This is a genomic window from Streptomyces sp. TRM68367 (assembly GCF_014495685.1).
GTDB lineage: Bacteria > Actinomycetota > Actinomycetes > Streptomycetales > Streptomycetaceae > Streptomyces.
In genome coordinates this window covers 1-18,508 of the sequence record NZ_JACTVI010000132.1, presented here as the reverse complement: position 1 = coordinate 18,508, position 18,508 = coordinate 1, and the positions used below count along the sequence as shown (strand labels likewise).

The following is an 18,508-nucleotide window of genomic DNA, read 5'->3' as shown; positions in this document are numbered from 1 at the left end:
ACGGCAGGTCAGCTGTGGGCGGAGGCGTCGCGGATCACCGCGGAGCACCACCTGTTCCCGCTCACGGTCGCCGAGGGCGCCCGGGGCCTGCTGGAACGTGACCCCGAGCAGTACTGGGCGACGATGCGAGTGGCCCAGGAACTGCACGAGTCCGCGGGCGACGCGGACCGGACCTCCCGTGCCGTCGCGGTGGCCAAGGCCCTTGCCGCGGAGCGGGGCGTGAGTGCGTCGCGGCCCGGGCTGCGGGGCGGCGCCACCGACACCACGGCCCAGTCGCGGCGCACCGGCGTGGAGAGCGATCCCGCCGTGGACACGGTTGCGCACACCGAGCCCGTCGGGCCCGACATCCGGCTCTCTCCGGAGCGGCCCGAGCTCGTGCGCTTCGAGCCTGGGCCCGTGGATGCTGAGCCCGGGACCGAAAGCGCGGAACCGGCGGCGTCGCCGGAGCTGGAACGGACGCTTCCCTCGGCGGGCGGCGAGCGGGACGGTGCTGAGGCGCTGGGCGGCGAGCGCGGGCGTGCGCCGCAGGAGCCGGTGTCCCCGGCGGCGGAAACCCAGGAGCCGGTCCGGGAACGCGGTGCCGACCAGATGGACGAGGGACTCCCCGTCGGCGGCCTCGACCACCTGGAGCCCTCCGCCACGGTGTCCGGCGGCGACCTGTCCCCGCTCGACGAAGCCGGTGAAACCATCGGCGGTCAGGCGTCGGACGCCGCGTCGACGGACGACCTGGGTCTCGGGGCGTTCCTCTCGAAACTCGGCGTGAAGACGGCGGCGAGTGGCCTGGACGACTCGGACACCGAGGACGAACCAGTGCCGACCGGAATGGGATTCGATGCCTGGCTGGCTCAGGAGACCGACTGGCTGACCGACGAGGAAGCGGCACCGGACAGCCCGGCGTCTTCCGACTTCGCCGTGAGCCTGGGCAGCCCGAACGCGTCTGACGCGGTGAGCCTGGGCAGCCCGGATGTCTCGGACACCGAGGGTGAAGCAGGAGCGACCGGGGACGACGCCTGGTCGGGCGAGGACGAAGGGCCACTGGGCGGCGGGCAGGAGGTGGCTGCGGGGTCCACGCTCGACGGCGACGCCGTGGACTCGTTCCCAGTGGCCCCTGGTCTCGGCAAGGGCAGTCCGTTGCGCGCCCTGTACTCGGATCCGGCGTACTTCCCGAAGGCGCAGCACTTCGAGGCGCGGCTGGGGGCTTATGCGTTCAACGACCCCCGGGCGCGGGAAGCGGCCGCCAGGAGCGTGGGCCGCCTGTTCAGGGTGCTCACGCAGGCGCACCCCGATCGCGACCCGGAGGAGATCGCGAAGGTCTTCTTCAAGGACGATCCGACGTCGGCGGGTCAGATCGGTGGACGTGCGCAGGGGTCCGATCTCCAGGGTCTGATCGAGCACGGCAACGTTCGTGAGTTGATGACGGCCTTCTTCAACGCGGCCTACTTCAAGGACTCGCCGCTGACGTTGAAGTCGCTGCTGCGCGACCTGGCCGACACCCGTGACTGGGACAGGGCCGAGCGGCTGGGTCTGAATGTGCGGGCGCTGCGCGACCAGGCGTCCTTCCTGCAGGGCGGGCTTCGCACGCGCTTGCATGCGGTGCTCAGCCGGCTCGCCCCGGACAAGGCGGCGGCGTTCGCGAAGGACTTCTTCGCCGTCGGGAATGTCGCGGCGCAGTCGCCGTCGTGGCGGCGGGAGGTGGCCAAGCACGCGGGGAACGTGCGGCGTTCGCGTCCCGAGGAGGAGCGGCTGGCCGGGGAGATCGCCACGACGCCGCGCGACTGGGCCCACCCCGGCACGCCCCTGAGCGAGCGGGAGGCGGCTTTCCTGGCGGAGAACCCAGTCGCGCTGAACGTGATGGGCTTCCGCACCGAGCGGGTGCCGCTGGAACAGGTGCGCTTCGATGAGCAGGGCGCGCCGTTGCTGGACGAACTGCGCAAGGCCCCAGGCGTACTCGGTTTCGAGGTGCACTACAACGCTCCCGAGGGCACCGAGGGCCGGACGGTGACCGGGATCACGAAGATCGTCGAGGAGAGGCGCGTCATCGAGGATCCGCGGGCGGGTCACCTGGCGCCGGATGAGGAGGGCCCGGAGCTGCCGCTGAGTGTGGTGTCCGGCAAGGCCGCACACGCGCTGGATCCGCGGTCCTCGTTGTTCCGGGATGCGCACGACCGCCGGGGCATGCCGCTGATCGCCGGGGTTTCCGGAACGGCGGCCCTGCTCGGGAACGCCTTCAAGCTGCTCAACGCCCCCGCGGAACCGGACGGTCTGGCGCTGGCGCTCATGGGGTGGATGCTGCCGGTCCAGGACCACTCGCTGTACGAGATCCTCGCCGGTCTGCAGACCGCGGACGTGGTGCCGTCGCTGGCCGGAAACCCGCTGGACGACGCGGCGAGGATGTACCGGTCGATCCCGGGCGTGCGGCTGGCGGAAATGCGCGACGCGGTAGGCGAGGACGGCATGCTGCCGCACGAGGCCGTCTACTGGTCCAAGGTCAACGCCCCGGTCGACCACGGCGGCTTCAGCGACCCCGGAGAACTGGGACGGCGCAAGGCCGAGGCGAACCGGAGGCTCTTCCGGCGCCTTGTCAGCCGGCCGCAGGGCGATCGCCGGACCGAGCGTGCGGCGCGCTGGCTGCGGGAGAACGGCATGACGGCGCGGCAGGTGCTCGAGCGGCTGAGCCCGGCTCATTTCGCCGCATTGATCGCCTACACGGGCCCGGCGTTCCCGCTGATCAACGTGCTGCTCAGGTTCACGTCCGCAGCCACCCGGCCGGCGGCGCTGCGTATCCAGGTGAGGCGCATACTCGACCAGCGCGCGGGCGCGGTGGTCATGCCGGCTTTGCTGATGGAGGACCCGACCATCAGGAGGCTGCTCACCACCCCCCGCGAGGGGATGACGCCCAAGGAGCTGGAGCGGCACAAGGAACGGATCTACGCCGCCGCCGAGCCGTTGCTGCCCGTCATCGAGCAGGAGGCGGTGGTCCACACCGCCATGCTGATGGATGCCCTGGAGCAACTGCCGCCGGCGCTCGGCGAGGTATGGCGCGGTGACCGGTCCGTGGGCGACCTCGGCTCGGGCATCGGGCAGATCATCTCGCCGAGCTTCGGCGGCTCGGAAATCTCCCTCAAGGCGTTCTCCAGCTTCAGCCGGGAGCGGACGCAGGCCGAGAGGTTCATGCGCTTGCCCGAGCAACTGCCCATGACCCACCGGGTGCTGGTCCGCGCCGAACTCTCCGGGAACTGGGGGCGTGACATCTCGGTCTTCTCAGACAAGTCGGACGAGGAGGAGGTGCTGCTCCTGCCCGGAGCGCGGTTGAAGATCACTTCGCGCCGGATCGCCAGCAGCGCGGAAGGCGGAGTGGGCGACAGCTCGTCCCAGAGGGAAGGCCGAGGTGACAGGTACGAACTGATCGAGGCCGCCGAGGAGCTGCCGGAGCTCCCGGTCCTCGACCTTGGCGGGAACGCGGCCGGAGCTCAAATCCGGGCCGCCAGGCTCCGCGATGCCCTCCAGCGGCTTTCCAATTCCGGCCCGGTGGTGAAGCGGAGCGACCTGAAGCCGCTCGCGACGCGGATCGGCGCGGCGGACGGCCTGCAGGTGTGGCGCCTGGCCGGTCTGGCCAGTGAGGTCCACCAGGGCCCCGAGCACCTCACGGTCGATGCTCTGGCGACCGTACGCCGCACCGCGGACCTGGCCCGCCGGGTGCTGAAGCTCAACGCCGACGAGCCGGTCACCGGCGAGCATCTGAACGCCCTGGTGCGCCGTCTGGACGGCGCCGCCGCCGAGGCCCCGGTCGAGCCGGGTGAGCGGCAGCGGCTGCTGGACCTGGTCGCCCGGCTCAAGGCGCCCGGCGAACGGGTCACCTACACCCGGCTCGCGGAGGCATGGGTGGCGGGCCCCGTGGCCCAGAACCCGGGCGAAGAGCACGCGGAGCGGCCGGTCGACACCACCCACGTATCCGAGGGCGAGCCGAGCAGCCGGCTTCGGCAGGAGGAGCGCCCTGCTGCGGATGCCTCGGAGAAGCGCTTCGGCCATACGCTCGCCGAGCTCTTCTCCCTGGACGCGATCGCGCAGGACCCTGCCGACGCGGAGGAGGAGCGGACCGTCCTCGGTGAGGACGGGGACCGGATCGCGGCGGGACCGGAGCAGGACGGCTCCGGCATCGCACCGGTCGTCGACCGTGGAGATGCGTCCGGGGGCAGCGGAGACATCCGCGCCGAGTACGACATCGCCCTGCGCGCCGCGCCCGACGACCTGGCCGGTTTGACTGTCACGGTCCGCGAACGGAGCGACGCCGAGGGGCTGCCCAGCAGCGAGTACCAGCTCACAGGCGAACCCGATGCGATCGAGCGCTTCGCCGTCGCACCCACCGACATCGAACCCGACGGCCACGCCCACCCGTCCGACAGCGCCGGCGGCGAGGAGCCCGCCATACCCGCCACGGGGACAAGGGCACCGCGCTTCCAGATCATCGACACCCGGCTCGGCCACCGCTACCACTTCGCCTCCGACGGTGCTCCCACCCACACCGACGTACGCCTGGAGGCCAGTCTCGGGTACCTGCGCCTGAGGGCCGATGAACCGGACGGTGCCCCGCGTCTGCTGGATGCCACCGGCGAGCCGGACACCGAGGGGCTGATGCGGCTGGAGTCGCTCGGGGCGGGCCGTGTGGCTCTCAGGCCCACTTACGCCGACCCGCAACGGCCTCTTGAGGGCCTTGTCGTGGACACCCGCACCGGGCGGGTCGTCGAGGAGATCGTCGGCGTCCCCGGCGAACGAGGCCTGCTGCTCGGCGAGTACTGGAGGATCGACCACGCGAGCGATACCGCCACCCGCCTCGACGGCGACGGCCGGGCGCTCACCGGCCCGCTCGACACCGCCGTCGTCCACACGGGCCGCGACGGTGGCATCACCCTGGCCTCCGAGGACGGCACGCGCACGCTCTTCCGGCACCCGGACACCGGTCAGACGGAGAGCGGCGCGCAGGACGGTCGGGACGATTCCGCCGCCGGGGAGGACGGGGCCGACCGGCCGGTGCCCGAGCCGGTCACGCGGAACATCGTCTTCGGCGGCGGATCGAGCCGGCTGTCGCCGTCCGCCCTGCGCGCCATCCACGCGCTCGCAGCGCACACCGCGCGGGAGGGTGTGGAGGCTCTTGCGGAGGGGCGGCCGTTGCCCAAGGTGACCATCAACGGTCATGGCAACGGTACGACGCTGGGGCGGCCGAGCGTCAGGGCAGCCCAGCGCAGTGGCCAGGAACGTGCCGACGCGGTGGCCACTGCCTTCGCCAGGAGCCTTGAGGAGCACCTGCTGGCAGCGACTGCCGACGGGGCTGCCGTTCCGCACGAGTCCGACTTCTCCGTCGAGGTCACCTCACGCGGCCGTGAGTATCCGCTGGGCGCGCGGCCTGAGGACGGCCCGGCCGCGCGCCGGCGGGCGGTCATCAGCGTCATCCCCTCGCCGCGGACCCGCGTGGAGGAGGCGGCCGTGTCACCGCAGCCGGAGACGGCCCTCATCACGCAGGACGACACGCATTCGCAGGAAGCGCAGGCGCTGGAGGAGACGTACCAGGAAGCGGGGCGCGACGACCGCACGGACGTGCAGGCGCCCGAGGAGACGTACCCGGAACCGCGGCGCGACGACCGCACGGACGTGCAGGCGCTGGAGCAGACGCACCGGGAAGCGGGGCGCGACGACCGCACGGACGTGCAGGCGCCGGAGGAGACGTACCAGGAACCGCAGCGTGATGACCGCACAAGCGATGTGCTCGAGCCCGGCTCCCCCGATTCGCAGCTTTCGGAGATGTCGGAGGCAGTGAGCGAGGTGCCGCCGTTGGTGGAGACCGGGTCCAGGGTCGCGGAGCAGGGCCGTTTGCAGTCCCTCGACGCGTCCCTGCGCGGAGTCAAGGAGACGCGCCCCGACGCCGCGGCGACTGATGTGTCCGCCCAGCCGCCGAAGTCGGCGCACGCCGAAGTGCCTTGGTACCTGGGCATGGACGGGGTGGACTCCGTCGGCGAGGTGGCCGTCACCGGCGTCGACAGCTGGGACGAGGCGCTGGTCCGGCAGTGGGCCAACCGCATCGCCTACGAGGTGCGGCGCGACGGCGACAGCGCCGCGTTCGAGGCGGCCGTCCGCGAGGGGCTGCGCACGTTGCTGCGGGGCCGGGCTGTCCCGGACAGCCTGGCAGCCGGGGAGCATGCCGCCGGTTCGTCCGAGGCGGAACGGGATCGGGAGCTGGACTTCTGGGAGACGGTTCTCCAGCGCGGGCTGATGCTGACGGTGGACGGTCATGTGGTGTGGCTGCGGCCGGTGTTGCGCGACGTGGAGCCGGTGCCGCCGGGGTCGGCCTCGCAGATCGACCGGTACAACGTCAACTGGGGCAAGCTGACGACCACGGAGAAGTCCGCGTCGGAGCGGGGCGTGTCGGCCGAGTCGACGGTGCTGACCGCGCTCTCCGTGGGGGCGAAGGTCGTCTCCAAGGTGACGCCCGCGCCGATGCTCGGCGCCTCGGCGCAGCGCACCGGTGAGACGGCGTCTCATCGCACCGTGGTCTTCGACCGGAAGATCTGGGCGCAGCAGAGCACTCCGTTCCGTGCCGGCGTGATGATGCGAGTCTTCGTCGACGGCGAGGAGCGTCAGCACAGCGCGGTGACCCCTGCCCGTCTGACGGTCAACCTGCCGAAGGCGCTGACCGCTCCCAACGCGCTGCGGCCGGTGCCCCACGCCGGGGCCCAGGCCGGCGACGGGGAGCAGGCTTCCGGGTCGCACCGGGCGCGGAACGTCATCAACGCGGTCGACCTGATCCCGCTGGCCGCCGAGCTCCAGCGCCGTCTGCTCGCGGCGGGACTGCCCGCGGAGGGCGTGGGCAAGCTCACGGAGCGGATCCTCGCCCAGCTGAACGAGCGGTCCGCGATGAACCGGAGCCGGCACCTGCTGGAAAACCAGTTGGTGACGGAGGAGGTGTCCTTCCCGGTCAGTTTCGGCCGGTCGTTCGAGGGCCATGTCGTCGTCCGTGCCGGGATCGAGGGCCTGGAGTATCTGGGGGACACTCCCAAGGTCGCGGTGCGTGAGGACTCCGGGGCGACGCTGAGTGTGCACCGGGCGCAGGGGGCGAAGAGCGGTGCCTGGTTGGGTGGCGGGCTGGCCGCGGGGCCGATGGAGTTCTTCTCGGTGGCCGGTGAGGTCGAGCGCGGCTCTGGGCACGGTTTGACCGAGGAGACCGCCACCCACATGGTGCTCCAGACCACCGACGACCAGGCCCGCTATCGAGCACTGCTGAACTTCTCCGTCGAGGTGGTCTCCACCACGCACCGGATCGACCCGGTCCACCGCATCGTGCCGGCGGAGGTCGGTGTCCCCAGTCACGAGGCGGCCGACTTCGAGCGCCGCGTGCTGGGCCCGGAGGCTGCGCAGCTGCGGCAGCCGCTGCTGGAGACGGATGGCCCGGTGGAGTCGTTGCCATACGTGCGGGCTCTGCTGGCCGAGGCGGCCGAGTACGCCGTCGGCCTGCCGGAGAGTGCGTTCGAGCGCCCGGCGAGTTTGGACGAGCCGCTGCCGGAGCCGCACGAGCGTGAGCCGCTGGCTCTGGCGTCGCGGCTGGGGCAGGGCTTTGGCACCAGCATCGCCCTGCCCGGCGCGGAGCTGGTCCACGACCAGATCCGGACCGTGATCGGCCAGATGCATGAGCAGCTGAACGGCCGTCACTGGAACGTGATGGAGCGTCTGCGCGGGAAGCTGACCGGCCGCCACGGGGTCGACTGGTCGGGCGCGGACCGGGACCTGCTCGCCAAATTCGCGCGGGCCTCTCTGGAGGCCGACCTTGGGCAGCTGATGTCGGGTGTGGAGCACTCCGTGCGGCTGGGCGGCCGGACGTACGAGGTGGCGGTGACCGCCCGGTTGCGGCGCCGGGTCGGTGGCACGACCGGGGCCGACGCGACGTCCATGTCGGTCAATGTCCGGACCGGTCAGGCCGCCACTGTCAGCGGGCACCGTGGCAATACCTGGAAGCTCAAGGGATTCGCGGGGGTTAGGGCTCACGCGGAGGTGCATGGCGTGCTGGACCTGCAGCTGGGCCAGGCGGGCGTGACAGGCAGCGTGGGCGGTGGCGCCAAACACGTGTTCTCCGGCAGTGCGAAGTCCGCGCAGCGCGCTGAGATGGGCGGCAAGATCGACGAGCATGTCTACGACGTCGTCTACGAGATGTCCGTACGCACCGGAAAGCATCCGCCGAAGCGGTGGTGGATCGACCGGCCGGGCGAGGTGGTGGCCCGGGTGGTGGTGCCGCACACGCACGTGCCGGCGACGCCGGTCCCCGCGCGCATTCTGGCCCAGGCAGGTGAGGTGCGGACGCTGGACTCCGTGCCGGCCGGGCCGGCGGCGGACTTCACCAGCCACGGCACTGCGGCCGTGTACCGGTCGTTCCTCCAGACGCCCGAACTGCCGCGAACTGCGGCGAAGATGTACCAGGAGGCCAATAAACTTCCGGCCAAGTGGCTGGAGGATCAGGGTAAATGGCCGGCGGAGTTGAAGAAGACGTTGTCGCCCGCCGAGCTGGCGGCGCACTTCCCGTCGCTGACCTCTCCCGACGGGCGGCTGGTGGAGCTTCCCGACGGGGCCGACGGGTGGCACCAGGCGCTGCGGGTACGGGTCGTGGCCTCCAAGCCGCGTCATGTGACGGCGCACCGTCCGGGCGGGTTCCAGCTGTGGCAGAACACCAGCGCCGCCGCCAAGTACGAGGGAAGCGGCGAACGTTCCTTCAGCCTGGGCCTGGCGGGCCGGATCGGCCCGCTTTTGAAGTTCGGGCCGAAGGAGGACGAAGACGTCTCCGGTGAAGGGGAGCACCAGCACCACGGCCAGCCGCTGACCGGTGAGATCCTCGCCACCGCGGGTGGCGGGCTGGAATGGGAGTGGGAGAGGGAGCGGGGCACCGCCGTCGCGCCCGTCGGCATCACCCGTGGCACCTACGGCGGGCCGATGCACACCTATCGTTCCGACGCGGTGTTCGAGGTCACCCTCCAGCGGTGGCGCAGCGGCAGCTGGACCGATGCGGTGACCCGACGCAAATCCGGCATGACGAGCAGCCGGCAGGTGCTGGAGGTCCGGCATGGCCTTGAGTTCGTGGTTCCGCAGCGGCGGATCTTCGACCTGGGCCTGCCGCGGCCGAAGGGGGTGCCCCGCATCAAGCCGCAGCCGCCGAAGGGACACCTCGACCTGGCGCTGCTGCCGGGATCGACGCACCCCGAGGTGCTGCACGCCGACGGCGTGCTGGACAAGATCAAGAACTGGCTGACGGAACAGGACGTGCTGCGCGCCAACGCGGACGGCGTCGGGCACCGGCCGAGCCTGCTGCTGAGCGAGCTGGAGGCCTCGTTCTCACCCGCCGCGCTGCTCAACCAGTTCACGCTGCTCAACACCACCGGCGTCACACGGTGGTTGCCGGTTTCGACATCGGCCTTCGGCCAGAGCCGGTACGTGTGGGTGAAGGTCACCGCCGAGACGCTGGAGCCGGTGTCGCAGCTGGACCGTCCCGAGATGACCATGATGCTGCGTGGCAAGGCGGTCACCGAGAACATCACCACCACCTCCCGCGGCTCGAGGGTCTCGGCCCGCGGCAATGTGCGCGCCACGATGGGCACCTCGGGTGTGGGCGGTCTGGACGGCGCGGCCGGCTACTCCTGGGGGATTGGCAGCTCCCACGAGAAGCACGACGACCACGTGGACGTCTATTGGGGCCAGACCCGCAACCCGTCGGTGGAGCTGCAGCTGCGGCAGCGGTTCCGGGTGGAGATGGGCATCACCCTGCAGCGGCCGGAGGTGCTCAGCGTCCCCGGCCGCGTACTGCGCGGGGTCGCGCGCACCGCCGCGGGTGTGCTGGGGGGCCGGCACGCGGCGGCCTGGTCGCAGGAGCCCGTCTCGTTCGCCGAGCGGTTCCCGAAGCGGCCCGAGGACGGTGTGGTAGACGGCGACGTACGGGTGATCGCCCCTGTCCACCTCATCCAGCCCGGACCACCGCCCGCGCAGATCTCCCACCGCTCCGACGGTACCGATCCGGTGTGGGAGACCGAGGAACAGCCCCTGAACAACGAGCTGGTGGACCTGATGGTCGAGCACGGGCATCCCTGGGCGCTGCCCGCCACGGCCGCGATCAACCGCTGGGCCGCGCTGCCCGCCCACCCGTCCAGGTCACGGCCCGATCCGACGGAACACCGGTCCAGGCAGGCCGACGTCACCACCGTGCACGGCATGCTGTATGACCACTTCACCAACGGGGTGCTGTTGCGGCTCCGTATGGAGCAGCTGCTGCGGCACGCCCATGAGGTGCCGGTCGGTGATGAGAAGGTGAACGTCGGGCTGCGGATCAACCGCATCGTCCCGCTGCCGGCGCCTGACGTCGACGTCCTGTCGCGTCACTACAACCAGAACCTGGAGTCGGAGGAACACCTCCAAGGCGGGACCCGCGGCGGGTTCGCCGGATTCGGCCCCGAGGCCGGCACCGGGGAAGAGGGCGCCCAGGACCGGTCGCCGTTCCAGTACGAGGCGAAGAGCTCGCAGGAGCGGGCGGCGGAGACCGAGGAGATCCTGGAGCGGAATGCCGTCAGCATCCGGCCGTTCCGCTACTACAAGGCCGACGTCGACGTGGTCGTCTCCGGCCGGCACGGGCGCCTCCGGGTGAAGGCTCCCGAGGGCCTGTACTTCATGCTCCCGACGTCTGTCGCGGACACACCCGCCCTGCACGAACTCCTTGCCAAGGAGGCCGAAAAGACGCCCGAGGAGGGCGTTGAAGAGCCCGGCATGGAGTCGCCCGCGGAGACGGCCGAGGAGACCCGCCGGGGGTCCTCCGAGGAGCTGCAGACGGAGGGCATGGAGCAGCGGCTGCAGCGGCTTGGGGAGGTGGCCCCCAGCGGGAACGGTCAGGTGGGGCCGGAGCACAGGGACGACCGGACCGCCGTGCCGGAGGAGCTGCGTCGTTTCGCGGAGCAGCAGTTCGGCGGCAAGACGACTGCGGAGAAGGCATCGCAGCTGTGGGCCGAAGCGTCGCGGATCACCGCGGAGCACCACTATTTCCGCCTGACGATCGGGCGTCCCGGCGAGGGTCTGCTGGAGCGCGACCCCGAGCAGTACTGGGCGATCATGCGCGTGGCGCAGGCACTGCACCAGCACGCGGACGCACCCGACCGGATCGAGCAGGCCACTGCCGTGGCCAGGAGCATGGCCGACCAGCGCGGTGCCGGCTCTGTCCGGGAGGGCCTGCAGGGAGGCGCCTCCGAGCTGGCGTTTGAGATACCGGCTCCGCAGATCGCTGCGCCCCGGGGCGCCAGCGCCGGCGTGTTGGCCGAGGGCGGCGAGGGTGTCGCCTCCAGTACGGGGGGCATGACCGACGTCACCGCTCTTCGCGGCACCGATGTGCCGGGGAGCAGCCGGGAGGCGGTCGAGAACGCCGCCGGTGCGGTCGTGCGCGACCAGTCCCCGGCGGCAGACGAGCCGTCGGTCGAGGAGTTCGACCCGGTCGACCGTCCGGAAGTCTTCCGGGAGATCGTCGCCGAGGCCCTGGGTTCGGTCGAGGGGGTCCGGCCGGATGACGGGCCCGATACGTCCGGCCTTCGTGAGTTTCTGCACCGGATCGGGGCGGACTTCGACACGTACTTCAAGACGGATGACTTCGATCCGCGCCCGGTGGTGCGTGTCCAGGATGTCGCACCGGGGCTCATGGCAGCGCTGGTGCGTGGCGGCATGTCCCGGAATCTGGTCCGACCGGATGTCGTCGTCGCGATGGCCAGGGGCCGGGAGGCGATGAACCGTGAGGCCCAGCGCGCGCTGGCGAAGTACCTGGATCTGCCCTTGACGGAACGGCTCCCCGTTGTCACTCCGGGTGTTTCGGGTTCGTCCCCCCGTGCCGTGACGGTCGGTGACTTCACCGTCGTTCCCACCCCGCGCGATGCGTTGGGCGGGGGCGCCTACACGGTCACGCACAACGCCACGGGGCTGCGCTGGGGCTACAGCGACACCAAGCAGGTGACCTACCACGAGGTGTTCCTCGGGAGCGTGGCCCACGACGTTCCCACCGAGATTGAGGGGATCAAGGTCGGGTTCACGGGCCCTGCCGTTGCGTTCGCCGACGCTCCTCAGCTCGCCGGTCGGTACCGGATGACCACCGGCGTACCCGCGGACACGGACGCCGCGTTCGGCGTCGCTGATGGGGCGGGCACCACCTGGTACTTCAGCAAGGAGGGCGTGTACGCCGGCCGCATGGTCCGGCTTTCGGGCGGGACTGGCTCTCTGCAGTTCAAGGTCGGCCTGCCGGACGCCACCGAGCCGAAGCTCGTCGGCGCCGCGGGGCAGCCGGACGACACCGTGCAGGTCGAGCTTCTCGGGCCCGACCGGTTCGTGCTGCGCCGCACCGTGCCGAGCGGCTGGCCGCAGGAGCGGATGGTGTACGACGCGCAGGGCGGACTGCGGGAGCAGACCGTCGCCGTCCGCGTGAAGTCCGGCGTCCCCACCGGCGAGCACTGGCTGATCGATCACACGACCGGTGCGGCGTCACTTGTCAACGCCGAGAGCGAGCTGGTCGCCGGCCCGCGCGGTACCGCGAGGATCACCACGTCCCTCACCGGCGGACTGACGCTGACCAGCCAGGAGGACCCCGCCACCGTCCTCTTCGAGCACGAGCCGCTGGGCGGCGGAAGGTACTTGCAGGTCCATCGGGACGGCGCCGGCAAGCTTCGCTGGACTCAGTTCGACGCGGCCGGGAACAAGGTCGCCCACGGCACCCGCACCTGGGACGCCAGGACCCGGACCTTCCACGACACGCGCACCGGCAGACTGCCGAGGATGAACCTCCTCTCCGTGCGGACGTACCACCCGACGGCGGACGGGGGTGTGGTCCGTGCTCAGCAGGGCGCCCGGGGGGCGTGGACCTGGACGCGCTTCGGTGCCGAGGGCAACGCGGTGGGTTCCGGTACGCGCCGCTGGAACTGGATCCGTTCCGGCTTCAAGGACGTGTACGTCGATCCGGAGACGGGTCGGGAAGCCGTCGCCCAGCGCAGCGGCGCCCCCTGGCCGTTCATCGAGCAGACCGCGGAGCGCCCGGCCGTCGAGGTCGATGCCCCGGCCGGGCAACTCCCTGACACACAGGGGGAGGGCAGCCCGGCGCAGTCGCAGACGCAGACGCAACCGCAGACCGCCGAGCGCCCGCCCGCCGTCGAGGTCGACGCCCCGGCCGGGCAGCTCCTCGAGGTCCCGGCGCACGGTGGCGACCTGACCGCCGAGCGGCCTACGACCGCACCGTCGGCCAGAGGGACGCGACTCTCCGGGGTCGACCAGGTGGGCCCGTTGGCCGGTGCCGGGGTCCGGCTGAGGCGGGACCCGCTGCGCCTGGCCCTCGTCGATCGTGACGGCGCGCCGATTGAGGCAGCGGTGGTGACGCCGCGCCAGGAGGGCGGTTTCAGCATCACGGGGGTCGTCCCGGGCACGCTGCACTTCTCCGTGGGTGGGCAGTTCCAGTTCCGCACCGTGCGGTTGCCGGGTACGGATCGGCTGCTGCGGTTCTACACCCCGTCCGGGGTGGATGGCGGGGTGCGCCTGGCGGAACCGGACGGTGTGCCGCTGGCGGGCGGGACGGAAGTCCACGTCACCCACGTCACCCGCACCGCAGAGGGTGACCTGGTGGTGCGGACGCCGGTACCGGGCGAGGACGACGGTGCGGTGCTGGAGTGGCACCTCGACGCCGACGCGGAGCCGCGCTCGCTCGAGGTGCCGCTGCGGGGGGAGGGAATCGGCGGCCTGTCCGGGCTGAAGGTGCGCACCGAGTTCGTGCCGGGTGCGGGCACGGCCGGTGTGACGCACACGCTGATCGGCGGTTTGGGCGCGCACTTCGTCTTCTCGGTGGCACCGCTGCCGGAGTCCCTCGCGGAGCGGCTGGACGCCGGGTTTACCGTGACGGACGCGCCTGGCGGACGGGCGCTCCACTTTGACGCGCTCGGTCGGCTCCAGGACGTGACGCAGCCACCAACACAGGTGACGCAGCCGACGGAGGCAGCGCCGCAGGAGTCTGCTTCTCAGGTCTCGTCCGACACGGCGGGAGAACTGCTGGAGGAACCGCGCCAGGCCGTGGCGGATGATGCGCCCGCCACGGCGACGCCGCAGAACCGGACTCCGACCCCCGCCCACGCTCCGCTGGAGACGGTGGCGGAGGAGGACGAAGAGGAGCAGGAAGAGGAGGGTGAGGAGGACGACCAGGTCGCTGAGCTGCCGGCCTCGCCCCGGACACACTCCGCCCTGGAGCCGGTGGCGGAGGAAGAAGAGGAGGAGTCGGGCGACGGCGACCAGGTCGCTGAGCTGCAGGCACCGCCCCGTACGCACATCGCCCTCGAGTCAGTGCCGGAGGAGGAGGAAGAGGAGGAAGAGGCGGAGGAAGAGGCGGAGTCGGCCAACGGCGCCCAGGCCGAGGGGCTGCAGGCCCCGGCCGAAGAGCACGTGGAGCAGTCGGCCGATGCCGCCTCCCCGGATGAGCTGAACAGCCCGCACGACACCGCGACGGCAGAGGGCAACCCGGAGCAGCCCAACGAGATCCAGCCGGCGTCCGACGCCGAGCAGGAGTCGTCGACTGGCGGCGATGCGTTGGAGCCCGGCTCGTCGGACGTCCGTGAGCTGCAGGCTTCCGAGGCCGCGACGGACGTCCTGGAGCCGTTCACGCTCGGCCACAACCGTGCGCTGCGGACGTTGTACGCGGACGCGTCGTACTTCCCGAAGGCGGAGCAGTTCGAGTCGCGGCTGGGCTCGTTCGCGTTCAACCATCCCAGGGCGCGCGCCGCGGCGCGGCAGAGCGTCGAGCGTCTCCTCGAGGTGCTGACCAAGGCGCATCCGGACCTTGGCCCGGATGAGGTCGCCGGGGTCTTCTTCCACGGCGACGTCACCTCGGCCGGTCAGGTCGGCGGCGACACACAGTCGTCCCGTCTCCAGGAGTTGCTGGACCAAGGCAACGTACGGGAGTTGATGACGGCGTTCTTCAACGCGGCGTTCTTCAAGGATTCGCCGTTGACGCTGAAGTCGCTGCTGCTGCGGATCGCCGACCGCCGTGACTGGGCCGAGGCGGAGCGGCTGGGCCTGGACGTGGGGGCGTTGCGGACGCAGGCGTCGTTCCTGGGCGGTGGCACGCGTGCGCGGTTGCGTGCCCTGGTCAGCCATGTGGCGCGCGGCAGGGAGGGCGCGTTCGACCGGGACTTCTTCGCCATCGGAACGGTGGTGGCGCAGTCGGCGTCGTGGAGGCAGGAGGCGGCGAAGTACTGGGGTGACGCACGGCGTAGCCGTCCGGTGCGGGAGCGACTGGCGGGGAATATCGCCAGGACTCCGGGTGAGTGGGCGCGGATGGGGATCGCGCTGAGCGAGCGTGAGGCGGCGTTCCTCGCCGAGAACCCGTTCGCCATGGGTGTGATGGGTTTCCGCACCGAGCAGATCCCGCTGGAGCAGGTGCGCTTCGACGAGCGGGGCGCGCCGGTGCTGGACGAGCTGCGCACCGGCCCCGACGTGCTCGGTATCGAGGTGCACTACAGCGCACCGGAGGGTACCGAAGGTCGTACGGTCACCGGGATCACCCGGATCATCGCCGAGGCCGACGTCATCGAGGACCCGCGTGCGGGTGATCTGCGTCCGGGTGAGCAGGGTCCGGAGTTGCCGTTGGCGGTGGTGTCCGGCAAGGCCCAGTTCGTGATGAATCCGGGTTCGTCGCTGTTCCGGGAGATGCACGACGAGCGGGGCATGCCGCTGGTCGCCGGTGTCTCAGGGACGGCGGCGAAGATGGGCAACGCGTTCAAGTTGCTGAACGTGCCCGGAGGGGATCCGGATGGTCTGGTGTTGTCGCTGTTGGGCTGGATGCTGCCGGTGCAGGACCACTCGTTGTACGAGATCCTGGCGGGTTTGCAGACGGCGGACGTGGTGCCGTCGCTGGCCGGGAACCCGCTGGACGACGCGGCGCACATGTACCGCTCCATCCCGGGCGTGCCGCTCGCCGAGTTGCGTGAGCGGGTGGGTGAGGTCGGCATGTTGCCGCATGAGGCGGCGTACTGGTCGAGGCTCATGACCCCGTCCGGGCAGGGTGGTTTCCGGGATCCCGGTGAGGCGTTGGTGCGGCGGGCGGTGGATCGCCGGGGTGCTTTCCAGCGGCTGGTCGATGGGCTGCCGGGTCCGGAGGAGTGGTTTGTCGAGAGTTGGTTGCGGGAGAACGGCGTGACGCCGCGGCAGCTGCTGGACAGACTCAGCCTGGCTCATTTCGCCGCTCTGATGACTTATACGGGCCCGGCGTTCCGGTTGATGAACGTGTTGCTGACGTTCAAGTCGGCGGGCACGCGGGCGGCGTTGCGCTTGCAGGTCAGGCGTCTGTTGGACAGGCACCTCGGTGACACGCGGGTGGTGGTGCCGCAGGTGCTGGCGGATGATCCGGTTGTGGGGGATCTGCTGGCGCTGCGCTATGACGGCATGCCGGCGGGGCAGGTGGCGTGGCTGGGGGAACGGCTGCATGCCGCTGCCGAGCCGTTGCTGCCTGCGATGGAGAAGGAGTTGTCGGCGCATAGCGCGATGCTGCTGGATGCTCTTGCGCAGTTGCCGCCGGCGGTAGGGGTGGCCTGGCGTGGCACGCGGTCGGTGGGTGATCTCACGTCGGGGATCGGGCGGGTGATTTCGCCGTCGTTCGGTGGTTCGGAGGTGTCGTTCTCGGCGTTCTCCAGTTTCGCTCGGGGTGAGGACTGGGCGAGGGCGTTCATGGATTTCCAGCCTCGCCTGCCGATGACTCATCCGGTGCTGGTCCGTGCCGAGCTCAGTGGGAACTGGGGGCGGGACATCACCGCGTTCTCGGCGAAGCCGCAGGAGCGGGAGGTGTTGCTGCTGCCGGGTGCCCGGATGAAGATCACTTCTCGTAGGGTCGAGAAGGGCGGGAACGGTTCCTTCGAGGTGATCGAGGCCAGGGAGGTGGTGCCGGAGTTCCCGGTGGCGGACGCGGAGAACCCGGCCGCAGGGCAGGCCAAGGCGGCGGCGCTGCGGAACGCCCTCCAGCGGCTGTCCGGCTCCCGTCCGGTGGTCAAGCGCGCCGATCTCAAGCCGCTGGCCACGCGGATCGGTGCGGCGGGCGGCCTGGACGTGTGGCGCCTGGGCGGTCTGGCGAGCGAGGTGTACGGGGGGCCGGAGCACCTGACGGTCGAGCGCCTGGCGACCGTGCGCCGTACCGCGGACCTGGCCCGTCGCGCCCTGCGGCTGGGTTCCGACCGGCAGGTTACCCTCGGTGACCTGGACGCCCTGGTGCGGCGCCTGGACGGCGCCGCGGCGGACGCACCCGTCGAGCAGGCCGCGCGGCTGCGGCTGCCGGCCCTGGTCGCGGCCCTGAAGACGCCCGGCCGCCGGGTCACGTACACCCAGCTTGCGGCCGCGTGGCGGACGCCGGATACCCGGCAGTCGGAGCAGCCGTCGCGGACGCCGGATGCCCGGAAGCCGGAGCAACTGGAGCAGTCGGAGCAACTGGAGCAGTCGTCGCAGGCGCCGGATGCCTGGAAGCCGGAGCAACTGGAGCAGTCGGAGCAACTGGAGCAGTCGTCGCAGGCGCCGGCTAGAGGCGACGAGCGCGGGCGTGCGCCGCAGGAGCTGGTGTACCCGGTGGCGGATCCGGTGCGGCCGGAGCAGTGGCTGCACCGGCGGGCGGAGGCGCCGGGCGGTGTACTGGAGACCGAGCGGTTCGACCCACGGCGTAGCGGAACGTCCGCGGACGGCAGGCTGCCGGGCTGGACCACGCTGATCCGCGCCGAGGTCAGGCGAATCCAGGCGGAGGACGGCCGCTGGGTTCGCGACCTGACGCTGCACCTGCCGGTGCGCCTGGGTGAGGGATTCACTCCGGATATGCTGCCCGAGTTCGAGCAGCGGTGGCGCGCGGCACTGGACGGCCACCTCAACACCGGCCTGCCGCTGCCGAGGTCGGGCGATCAGCTGCACATCGGCCTGCGACTGACTCCCGTCGCGGACGGCCGCGGGGCCGTCGAGCTGAGCATGTCGGCCGCGCCCGGCGTGTCGGACCAGCTGCACTTCCGGCTGCGCTCCGAGGACCAGGCCCTGGATCCGACGGAGTTGCGGGCGGTGCGGCAGCGCAACGACCTGCTGGGCCTGCACGAGCTGGGGCACTTCGCCGGCCTGCCGGACACCTACCTCGACCCGGAGTCGGTGTTCCGCGACACCCCTGCCAAGTCCGCCGGCGACGGGATCATGGCCGACCTCACCCGGGCTCCCGGCGTGGGTGTGCCCCGCCGCTACCTGGAGGCGATCGAGAACGCCGCCGACTCCGGTCCTGTCGTACGCGATCACCCCTTGAGCGGCTCCACCGCCACCGGCAGCGTGGTGCCCCCGGACGTCCGCCGGTTCGCGGAGCAACAGTTCGGCAAGCTGGACGAGCCGACGGCAGGTCAGCTGTGGGCGGAGGCGTCGCGGATCACCGCGGAGCACCACCTGTTCCCGCTCACGGTCGCCGAGGGCGCCCGGGGCC

The 18,508-nt window shown here is 71.3% G+C and carries 1 protein-coding gene; it reads left to right on the top strand.

Translation table 11 applies throughout. From position 1 onward, the window contains the following. Nucleotides 1–18,508: hypothetical protein (locus H8R17_RS40965; RefSeq protein WP_187828277.1), on the top strand; the 18,508-nt coding region annotated here is incomplete at both ends.